Raw genomic sequence first — 6,416 nt, forward strand, 5'->3', positions numbered from 1 at the left:
AGCTTGTCGAGCCAGTCCTTGCGGATATACATGATCGCTACGTTTTCGTAGTAGTCGTTGGGCACCGGCAAGCCGTAGATTTTGCCGTCCTTACGCGCCGGTGCGAACCCCGAGCCGCCGCCGTATTCGAGCGCCTTGCGCAGCAGCGGCGAGGCATAGGTCTCGTAGGCTTCGGTCAGGTCGGCCAGTTGATCCTGATCGATCATCCGGCTCAGCTGATTCAGATCGACCTTGGTTACATCCGGGATATTGTTCGTGTTGATCGCCAGATTGAGCTTCTCCGTGGCTTGCGAGGCGTCGGATACCCACTCGTTTTTGAACTGGATGCCGAGGATCTCCAGATACTTCTGCGTCATAATGTTGTCGTCGATGCTCTCGCCCTCGGCGAACAGGACATTGGTGCCTGTCGTGCCGACGACCGATACCTCGATCGGCGGATTGTATTTGCCGAGCGGGCTTGTATCCTGCTCGGTTACGGCCGGACCGTTCGTGCTGCCGGTATTGCCGCTGTTTGCGGGCGTCGTGCCGTTGCCGCCGTTGTTGTCTGTCGAACAAGCGCTGGAGAGGAGCAGAGCGCCTGCGGCCAGGATGGCCGCCATTTGGCGTGTGCGTGTCGTAATTGTCATCGATCTATGCCTCCGTGTGGATGAGATGTGGTGCTCGGGACGGCACTGGCGTCGTTCGCATGCGATGCCGTCCGTGATATAGGCAATTCTGCCCCTATAGGTCAGTCGAGCTGCAACGGAATGACGCTGATGTCGTCTATCGCGATGTCGCCGCTCGCCAGGAAGCTGGATGGCTTACGGGTGCGCCGTGACGACGATATCGTCGATGGCGAGCGCGCCGCCGTAGTGCAGACCCCAGATCAGGTAATAGTCCTGGAAGCCGGCGTCCGTGGTGAACGTCACCGTCTGGACGCCCGCCTGGCCGGTATCGTCGCTCCACGTCGTGAAGCCCTTGTCGTGGGCGAAGCCGCCGCTGCCCGTACGGGCCAGGAAGTAGTAGAAGCCGTTCGCTCCGGGCTGTGCGGTCCCCTTGTAACGGAAGGAGACGGTGTAGGTGGTCGCCGGCGCGAGCTTGAGCTTGGCGGTGTCGCTGCACAGGAGCTCCGTCCAGTCCTGTGTCTGCGCGGCGCTGCCGTAGGCGGAGTATGCGCCGCCGATCGTCTGGCCTGGCTGATCGGAGATGACGCCTGCGCCCTGATACCCGCCGACATAGCGCGAGGCAGCGAAGGCGCCGCCCTCGAAGGAGTCGTAGACGGTGGCAGGGTGCGCCGTGACGACGATATCGTCGATGGCAAGCGCGCCGCCATTCCGCAAGCCCCAGATCAGGTAATAGTCCTGGAAGCCGGCGTCTGTCGTGAACGTCACGGTCTTGGTACGGACGAGGCCGGACTCGTCGCGCCACGTCGTGAAGCCCTTGTCGTGAGCGAAGCCGCCGCTGCCCGTGCGAGCCAGGAAGTAATAGAAGCCGTCCTCGCCCGGCGCCTCTGTCCCCTTGTAGCGGAACGAGACGGTGTAGGTGGTCGATGGCTCCAGAGCGAGCTTGGCGGTATCGCTATACAGGAACTCGGTCCAGTCCTCGGTCTGCGCCGCGCTGCCGTAGGCGGAGGAAGCGCCGCCGATCGCCTGGCCCGGCTGACTCGTGACGACGCCGACGCTCTGATAGCCGCCGACATAGTCGGAGGAGGCGAACGAGCCGCCCTCGAACGCTTCGCGGATCGTGTCGTCGACCGGCGGCACGACTGCGTCATCGGCTACCGTCAGCGTGCCGAGCGTGTAGCGCTTGTGCGCGTCCTCGCCAGCGATCGCCAGCCGGATCGCCGGATCGCCCTGCTCGTCGACCAGCGCCACCCGGAGGTCGTAGGCGCCTGCTGCCAGCGAGGCCGGCAGCTCGAAGCGTGAGAACGTCTCGTACATCTCGCCGGCGACGAAGCCGGTCATCTCGAAGCGCTCGTCGATGCCGCTCCAGACGGTATTGCCGCTGCTGTCGGTCAGGTACACCTTGAGCGGGTAGTTGACATAGCTGCGGCCGACGCCGAGATTGGACCAGAGCTGCTGCAGCTCCAAGGTGCCGCCAGCCTCGACCGCCGAAGGGAACTCCGCCTGATTGAGCACGAGCCGGTAGCCCATCCGCCGATTGCCTTCGTCGACCAGATCGGGCCGCTCGTCGTAGAAGTCAGCAGCGCCGAAGTCGCCGTCATGGCCCATGATCGTAATGTAGTTGGGGTGGAGCTCCAGCGCTTCCTCCAGCGCAGCGTCCGGGGAGTAGCCCGAGCCGTTGCCCACGTAGTAGCCGTAGGTGCCGAAGAACTCGGCGATCAGCGGCAGCGACCGATTGCTGCGGAAAAACGACTCCAGCAGCTGCCGGTCATACGTGCGCAGCGCGCCGGCAGCGCCGTCGCGGCGGAAGGTCAGATGGGGCTTGGTCAGGGCGTGATCGAAGGCCGACCAGCTCATATACTCCTCGTAAGAGGTCGGATTGTTCACCGCAGGCGTCATCTCGCTGCGCCACTCGTACGAGTTGGAGAGCGCGAGGATCTTGTCGCCGTCCCAGGCGTCGTACCACTTGTCGACGATCGTCCGCAGCGTCGAGATGCGCTCGGCGTAGCTGTCGAAGTCGTGGCCGCTATGCCACTCCCCCCAGGTGCCGTAACCGCGCAGATCGACGATATCGAGCCGGGGATCGTCGCGATAGCGGTCGGCGAACGCCGTCAGGAACGTCTCCAGCTTCTGCATGAAGACGGGATCGGTATAGTCCGGCAGCTTGAACGTGTAGCCCTGATCGAAGCGCTCCTGATACGGGACGCCGTACTGCTGGAACAGCCATTCCGGCACGCTCTTGGCGTAGCCGTAGCCGGAGATCATCATCGCGTCTGTGGAGATGCGGAAGTGAATGCGCTTACCCAAACCGGCCCAATAATCGATCGATTCGTCGAGCAGCGTCCAGTCGTATTGCCCCTCCGTCGGCTCCAGCTCGCCCCAGTGGGTGAGCACGGCGACATTGTCGATCTCGGGATAGGTGCCGGTGCGTCCGACGTCGATATGGCCGGGGATCGCGTTGTCGATCAGCACCCAGCCCATGCCGGGATTGTGCAGCACCTCGTTCGTCTGCTGTGGCGTGACGCGTACCCGCTCGGCCTGGATGCTGCCGCTTGCCTCAGCTGTCTGCGGCGAGAGCGTGCCGACGGCTGCGCTGCCCGGCGCGACCAGCGCGGCGCATAGGAGCCAGGTGGCGGTCTGGCGGCCTGCCGTCTTGGTGAATCGGTTGCTCATCGTACATGAACCCTCCTCTCTGATGGTAACCCCTCTTGCGCGTAACCTTGGTGCCTGGGCGGCTTGCCCGCCGCGCTGTCTTTGACGGACCAGTCGCATACAAAAAAAAGTGGCTGTAAGCCCTTGCATGCTTACAGCCACCATTATAGGCGGGTTGGAGTCTACTATTTTAAGGCATTGCGGTCTACTTGGTTAAGGGGGCGGCAGCGGGCGAAGCGGAAGGCCGTATACGCCAGTGCAAGGAAGCGTCGGTGCAGGGAAGCGCCGGTTCGAGCAGCCTCAAGCCTGGCCCAGCCGCTGCTTGCGGTAGTCGGAGGGCGCCAGGCCGGTAATTTTTTTGAATTGCTTGGAGAAGTGATACATATCCCGGAAGCCCACCATCTCGCCGATTTCGGCAATGGGATAAGAGGATTGGGCGAGCAGTTCCTTCGCCTTGTCCATTTTTTTGCGGCCGATGTACTGGATCGGCGGCATCCCCATATGCGCTTTGAACATCCGGATGAAATAATTGGGGTGCAGACAGGCGTGCGCCGCCAGCTCTGCAATCGTAAGCTCCCGGTGGATATGGCGGTGGATATAATCGAGGATGTCGTTGAGCCGCTGCACAGGGGCGGCGTGTTTGAGCGTAAGAGCTTCCTGGTCGTGCTCGCTGACGAAATGGGAGAGCAGCTCCAGCAATCTTGCTTTGGCCAGCAGTCCGGCATTAAGCGCGTGGCTGTTCGTGTAATGTACCAGCTCGTCGAATAGCCTGGTCGTCGTCGCCGGGTCCCGGGGCGTACACAGGAACGGGAGATCGATTAACTGGAACAGGTTGATCTCGCCCACTTTCGCTGAGAAATGGCACCAAAATTTGCGGTAGCCTTGGCCTCCGATATACGAGTAGGACTGACATACGCCCTCCGGCATCAGCAAAAATTGTCCGGGCTTCGGGTAAAACTCCTGGTCGCCGATGCGGACCCAGCCGCTGCCCTCCAGGAAGAAATACAGCTTGCTGTAGTCGGGGGTATAGTCGATATCGCGCCAGCCGTCGTGCACCGTCGAGCAATGAGCCAGGAATAGCTCCGCTTGCAGGTTGGACAAATAATAGTTCAGCAAATAGCGGGATTTCATGCGACACCTCTGCTCTTTATGGGTTCATGGGCGAGAAACGGGTTAGTTTTTGACAAGTAAAAGTTAATAGGCCCCATGTCGGACGCCGAGCCAGCCTGATAAAATGACGGTGTAGCGCGATATGCGTTGATGCAACGATCGTTCAGCCTCAACTGATGAAAGGACGGAGGATACATAATGGATAAGCAGGCTTATTTGGAGCACATTCAAGCCGTCATCGCACAAGGACCGTATGAGGACAATTGGGAGTCCTTGCGTCATTTTGAAGTTCCGGCATGGTATAAGGAAGCCAAGTTCGGCATTTTCATTCACTGGGGGCTTTATTCCGTACCGGCATTTTCCAGCGAATGGTACTCCCGCAATATGTACATCAAGGATAGCAAGGAATATGCGCATCATATCGCAACCTACGGCAAGCATACCGAATTTGGCTACAAGGACTTCATCCCAATGTTTACGGCAGACCGATTCGATGCGGACGAATGGGCGGAGCTGTTCCGCCGCTCGGGAGCCCGCTATGTGATGCCGGTGGCAGAGCATCATGACGGCTTCCAGATGTACAAAAGCGATGTATCGGTGTACAACGCGGCGGGGATGGGACCGAAGCGCGATCTGCTAGGCGAGATGAAGGCGGCCTACGAGAAGCAAGGTTTGGTGCTCTGCGCGTCCACTCACCGAGCCGAGCATTGGTTTTTTATGTCGCATGGCAAGGCTTTCCCCTCTGACATTCAGGAGCCGATGCAATGCGGAGATTTCTATTGGCCAGCGATGCCGGAGCCGGATCACCAGGATCTGTACGCGTCGCCCCCGCATCAGGAATTTCTGGAGGATTGGCTGATCCGCTGCTGCGAGCTGGTCGACAAGTATATGCCGAGGGTGCTGTATTTCGACTGGTGGATCCACCATACGGCCTTCAAGCCTTATCTTCAACAACTTGCTGCCTACTATTATAACAAAACGGCAAGCCAGGGCTTCCAGGGCATTATTAACTACAAGCACGATGCCTTTGCCTTCGGGAGCGCGGTGCCGGATGTCGAACGCGGACAGTTCGCCGAGATGAAGCCATACTACTGGCAGACCGATACGGCAGTCGCGCGCAATTCCTGGTGCCATACCATCAACAACGACTATAAGTCGCCGCTGGAGCTGATTCAGGGGCTGGTCGATATCGTCAGCAAAAACGGCAACTTGCTGTTGAATATCGGTCCGCGAGCGGATGGCAGCATCCCGGAGGAGGACCGCGATATCTTGCTCGCGATCGGGGAGTGGCTCTCGGTCAACGGCGAAGCAATCTATGGCACCTCCTATTGGCGGACCAGCGGGGAAGGCCCTACGGCTGTTGAGGAGGGTCAGTTCACAGACGGCAAAGCCAAGCTGTTCACATCGGAGGACATCCGCTTCACTAGCAAAGGCCATGTGCTGTACGCGACCGTGCTGGTGTATCCGGACAACGGCGAAGTGCGCATCCGCACGCTGAAGGAGAAAGGACACCATTTTCACGGCGTGATCGAGGAGATCGAGATCCTGGGCTTTGATGAAAAACCGGTCTGGACGCGGACGGACGAAGCGCTGGTGCTGACGACAAAGGAAGTGCAAAGCGCGCTTCCTGTGGTCTTCAAAATTACAACGATGTAGCCACGTAGCCATGTAGCCGTCGACATGAAACCGTCGACATGATATGAAATCAGCGTCTGCAAAAGGTCGTTTCCGTACGCGAGCCCGGCTCGCGGAGCGGGAGCGGCTTTTTGCAGCGCTTAACGTTTGTTGTGTGGCATAGGTCGGGAGAAAGAGGCGGGGTGGCGGAAGTGGGAGGGGAGAGGCTGACAGGGTGAGACGCCAGCTTTGCATGTGCTAAGGAACATCTATAACCTTATATCGCCTATTTCGGTGTTTTTTGAGGGTTGAGGGAACGTGTGTATCCTTATGTGTGACTAAAAGCCGCAAAACCGGGGTGTTCGAGCCAAATAAGAATACCTATGTTCTTGACATCGGTCAAAACCGGGATTGGCGACCGAATAACGATACCTATGT

At 59.4% G+C, this 6,416-nt stretch carries 4 protein-coding genes; 1 reads left to right on the top strand and 3 read right to left on the bottom strand.

Translation table 11 applies throughout. The features are described 5' to 3' along the window. The 3 genes from PA598K_RS17815 to PA598K_RS17825 all read right to left on the bottom strand — a co-directional run. The coding region (locus PA598K_RS17815; protein ID WP_128658268.1) for an extracellular solute-binding protein at window positions 1–626 on the bottom strand (626 nt) is incomplete at its 3' end. Between the two features lie 174 nt (window positions 627–800). Beyond that, window positions 801–3,275 (bottom strand): DUF4832 domain-containing protein, encoded by a 2,475-nt coding sequence (locus tag PA598K_RS17820; RefSeq protein WP_185602068.1) that lies wholly within the window; start codon window positions 3,273–3,275, stop codon window positions 801–803. 279 nt (window positions 3,276–3,554) lie between these two features. Continuing rightward, on the bottom strand, window positions 3,555–4,385 hold the full coding sequence (locus PA598K_RS17825) for an AraC family transcriptional regulator (protein WP_128658270.1): 831 nt from the start codon (window positions 4,383–4,385) through the stop codon (window positions 3,555–3,557). 177 nt (window positions 4,386–4,562) lie between these two features. Between PA598K_RS17825 and PA598K_RS17830 the strand changes: the two genes are divergently transcribed. After that, window positions 4,563–6,020, top strand: coding sequence for an alpha-L-fucosidase (locus tag PA598K_RS17830; RefSeq protein WP_128658271.1), 1,458 nt, complete (start codon window positions 4,563–4,565; stop codon window positions 6,018–6,020). The last annotated feature ends 396 nt before the right edge of the window (window positions 6,021–6,416 follow it).

Origin of the sequence: Paenibacillus sp. 598K, assembly GCF_003851045.1 — a bacterium.
Lineage (GTDB): Bacteria > Bacillota > Bacilli > Paenibacillales > Paenibacillaceae > Paenibacillus_D.

What these genes read in the sequence shown, in the direction of transcription:
- PA598K_RS17820 (WP_185602068.1), bottom strand. Translation starts at nt 3,275, where the DNA reads ATGAGCAACCGATTCACCAAGACGGCAGGCCGCCAGACCGCCACCTGG.
- PA598K_RS17825 (WP_128658270.1), bottom strand. Translation starts at nt 4,385, where the DNA reads ATGAAATCCCGCTATTTGCTGAACTATTATTTGTCCAACCTGCAAGCG.
- PA598K_RS17830 (WP_128658271.1), top strand. Translation starts at nt 4,563, where the DNA reads ATGGATAAGCAGGCTTATTTGGAGCACATTCAAGCCGTCATCGCACAA.